A 3,768-nucleotide genomic window follows, 5' to 3' on the forward strand; every position below is an offset into this window, starting at 1 on the left:
TCGCCCAGGCCGACCTGCCCGACGGCGACCGGCTCACCCGGGTGCATCTGACCGACGCCGCCGTGGCGGCCGCGCTGGTCGGACGCCACGGCGGCGCCGTCGAGGTGCTGGCCCCCGCCGACCTCCGGACGTCCGTGGCGGACGCGCTGGGCGATGCCCTCGCGGCCCTGCCGGCGCGGTAGCCTGGACCCCGGAACCCCATCGAAAGGACCCTTCATCATGGCTGGACTCCAGGGCTGGCAGCTCGTCATCATCATCCTGCTCGCGATCCTGCTCTTCGCGGCGCCGAAGCTGCCCGCGATGGCCCGCAACCTCGGCCAGTCGATGCGCATCTTCTCCTCCGAGGTGAAGCAGATGCGCACCGAGGGCAAGGGCACCACGGACGAGCGCTCCGGCGCCGGTTCCACCGCCGCGGACGAGCCGGTCGAGGGCCGCGTCGTCGAGCGTGACGAGACCGACCCGCGCGACCCGCGCTGAGCCGGAAGGACCCCCACCCGATGACCGAGGTCGACGAGGTCGCCCGCCGCACCCGGCGCCGCCGGAAGCGGCGGGACAACCCCACCGGCGAGATGCCGCTGCGCGAGCACCTCACGGAGCTGCGCAACCGACTGCTGAAGTCGGCGCTCGCCGTCGCGGTCGGCATGGTGATCGGCTTCCTCGTCTACCAGCCGGTCATGGCGGAGCTGTTCCGCCCGGTCAAGGAGATCGCCAGCCAGGGACACACGGCGGCCGTCGCCTATGACACGGTGGCCTCGCCGTTCGACCTCATGCTCAAGGTCAGCATGTTCATCGGGCTCATCCTGTCCAGCCCGGTCTGGCTCTACCAGATCTGGGCATTCATCGTGCCGGGTCTGAAGAAGGCCGAGAAGAAGTACGCCCTGGGCTTCATCGCCGCGGCCGTGCCCCTGTTCATCTTCGGCATCGCGCTGGGGTGGCTCGTGATGCCGCAGGCCGTCCAGTTCTTCGTGGGCTTCACTCCCGAGGGCGGCGCGAACCTCCCGACGGCGTCGGTGTACATCAGCTTCGTCACGCGTCTCTACCTCGCGTTCGGCGTGGCCATGGTCCTGCCGGTGCTGCTGGTGGGACTGAACATGCTCGGCATCCTGCCGGGCCGCACGATCGTCCACCACTGGCGCATCACCGTCTTCGTGATCATGCTGATCGCCGCGATCGCCGCCCCCGGTGCGGACGCCATCTCCATGTTCTACATGGCGATCCCGCTCGTCGTCCTCTTCGGCGTGGCCATCGTCCTGTGCCTGTGGGGGGACCGTCGTCGTGACCGCCGCTCGGGGCAGCGCGAGGTGGACGTCGAGGCGGAGCTCGCCGAAGGCCCGAAGCCGCTCGATCAGATCTGAGCGTCGTACGCGGCGGCCCTCCCGCCCGGACGCACGACCACGACGGCGTCCGGACCCGCCAGTAGGGTGGGGCCATGGCCCACCATCCCGCGTCCGCGACCCCGCACGACGAACCCGAGCTGAGCCCGGCGGGGCGCTACGCCCGTGCCCGGGCGGCCCGGCACCATGCCGGCTCCGAGCTCGGCCGGTTCGCCGCACGCGTGGGCTTCCCCCTCGACGACTTCCAGCGCCGCGCGTGCGCCGAGGTCGAGGACGGCCACGGCGTCCTCGTCGCGGCGCCCACCGGTGCCGGCAAGACGGTGGTCGGCGAGTTCGCCGTCCACCTGGCCCTGGCCCGCGGCACGAAGGCGTTCTACACCACCCCCATCAAGGCCCTCAGCAACCAGAAGCACGCGGACCTCGCCCGCGTGCACGGCGCGGAGAACGTCGGCCTGCTCACGGGGGACACCTCCGTCAATCCGGACGCGCCCGTCGTCGTGATGACCACCGAGGTGCTGCGCAACATGCTGTACGCGCAGTCGGACACCCTCATCGACCTCGGCTTCGTCGTCATGGACGAGGTCCACTACCTCGCCGACCGGTTCCGGGGACCGGTGTGGGAGGAGGTCATCATCCACCTGCCCGAGCACGTGCAGCTGATCTCCCTGTCCGCCACGGTGTCCAACGCCGAGGAGTTCGGCGCCTGGCTCGACACGGTCCGGGGCGCCACCACCGTGATCGTCTCGGAACACCGGCCGGTGCCGCTGTGGCAGCACATCATGGCCGGGGGCCGGCTCTACGACCTGTTCGCCGAGGACATCGCCTTCGAGGACGCCGCGGACCGGGACGGGGAGGCCCTGCTCAACCCCGAGCTCAAGCGCCTGGGGGAGGAGGCCGAGCGCCGGTTCCAGCGCGCCGACTGGGGGCGCCCCGGGCGGCAGCAGCACCGCGACGGGCGCGGGGGCGGCACGAAGGGGCGGGCCAGGGGCGGCCGGCACACGGGTCGCGACGGCGGCCGGGGCCGGACCGGCTCGTCCGCACTGGACCGGGAGCGGCCGGTCTCCGGTCGGCCGGGCGGTCACGACGGCGGCCCGCGGCGCGGACCGCGGCTGTCCACGTCGCGTCCGGAGATGATCCGGGTCCTCGACCGCGACGGGCTGCTGCCATGCATCACCTTCATCTTCTCCCGGACCGGCTGCGACGCCGCCGTGGAGCAGTGCCTGCGGGCCGGGCTCGACCTCACCACGGCGCGGGAGAAGGCGCTCGTGGCCGAGCGGGTCGAGGAGGCGGCGCGCCTGCTGCCCGTCGAGGACCTGGAGATCCTCGGGTTCTGGGCGTGGCGGGACGGCCTGTCCCGGGGCTTCGCGGCCCACCACGCCGGCATGCTGCCCCCGTTCAAGGAGGCCGTCGAGGACCTGTTCACCGCCGGCGCGCTCAAGGCCGTGTTCGCCACGGAGACCCTCGCCCTCGGCATCAACATGCCGGCCCGCTCCGTGGTGATCGAGAAGCTGGTCAAGTTCAACGGCGAGAACCACGTCGACATCACGCCGGGGGAGTACACCCAGCTGACGGGCCGGGCGGGCCGCCGCGGCATCGACGTCGAGGGCCACGCCGTGGTGATGTGGCGTCCCGGGCTGGACCCGGCCGCCGTCGCGCGCCTGGCCTCGCGCCGCACGTACCCGCTGCGCTCCTCGTTCCGGCCCACCTACAACATGTCCGCTAATCTGCTGGCGCAGGTCGGCGCGGAGCAGGCGCGGGGCATCCTCGAGTCCTCGTTCGCCCAGTTCCAGGCGGACCGCTCCGTGGTGGGCCTGGCCCGCGAGCTCCGTTCGAAGCAGGCCAGCCTCGAGAAGTACGAGGAGGCCATGCAGTGTCACCTCGGCGACTTCGCCGAGTACCTCACCCTGCGCAAGGAGCTCGCGGCCGCGGAGAAGTCCGGCTCGCAGGGACGCCGTCGAGCCCACCTGGCCGCCGTGAAGGACTCGCTCGCGAACCTCGCGGTCGGGGACGTCGTCGAGCTCGATGCCGGCCGCTCACTCGGCCGGGCCGTCGTCGTGTTCCCCGCCGGCAACCCCCAGAATCCGCGCGTCGGCGTCGTCACGGACCTGCCGGCTGACGCCTTCTCCCCGGGCATCCGGGCCGTCTTCGACGACCACGTCGCGGCCCTGCCTGACCGCGGCGCCGAGACCGGGCAGGTCTCCTGCCACAGCCTCGACGCCGCCCTCGGGGCCGACCACCCCATCATCCCCCCGCCGCTCGCCTCCCACCCTGCCCCCCTCCACGCCGTCCCTACCGGCTACCGCCTGGTCGACGGCGTCCGCTACGGCCACCGCGTGGTGCCCGACGGCGGCGGCACGATCGAGCAGGTCATGGGCGCCACCCGCGCCGCCGGGTTCGGCGCCGAGGTCAAGCGGCGCATCATCCTGGGCACCTA

The 3,768-nt window shown here is 72.5% G+C and carries 4 protein-coding genes; all 4 read left to right on the top strand.

Annotated features, from left to right (window positions below; translation table 11 throughout):
- A partial coding sequence (locus D8M29_RS09685) for a hypothetical protein (RefSeq protein WP_148111568.1) occupies nucleotides 1-182 on the top strand: 182 nt, incomplete at its 5' end.
- A gap of 37 nt (nucleotides 183-219) precedes the next feature.
- Nucleotides 220-477 (top strand): twin-arginine translocase TatA/TatE family subunit, encoded by a 258-nt coding sequence (locus D8M29_RS09690; RefSeq protein ID WP_002855080.1) that lies wholly within the window; start codon nucleotides 220-222, stop codon nucleotides 475-477.
- A 20-nt stretch (nucleotides 478-497) separates the two neighbouring features.
- Nucleotides 498-1,355 (top strand): twin-arginine translocase subunit TatC, encoded by an 858-nt coding sequence (tatC, locus tag D8M29_RS09695; RefSeq protein ID WP_041103787.1) that lies wholly within the window; start codon nucleotides 498-500, stop codon nucleotides 1,353-1,355.
- Nucleotides 1,356-1,429: 74 nt separating this feature from the next.
- On the top strand, nucleotides 1,430-3,768 hold a 2,339-nt coding region (locus D8M29_RS09700), incomplete at its 3' end, for a DEAD/DEAH box helicase (RefSeq protein WP_238693375.1).

This window comes from Micrococcus sp. HSID17227, assembly GCF_003989405.1.
In the GTDB taxonomy this organism is placed as follows: Bacteria; Actinomycetota; Actinomycetes; order Actinomycetales; family Micrococcaceae; genus Micrococcus; species Micrococcus luteus.

Coding starts and splice junctions, on each gene's coding strand:
- tatC (WP_041103787.1), top strand. CDS start 498: ATGACCGAGGTCGACGAGGTCGCCCGCCGCACCCGGCGCCGCCGGAAG.
- D8M29_RS09690 (WP_002855080.1), top strand. CDS start 220: ATGGCTGGACTCCAGGGCTGGCAGCTCGTCATCATCATCCTGCTCGCG.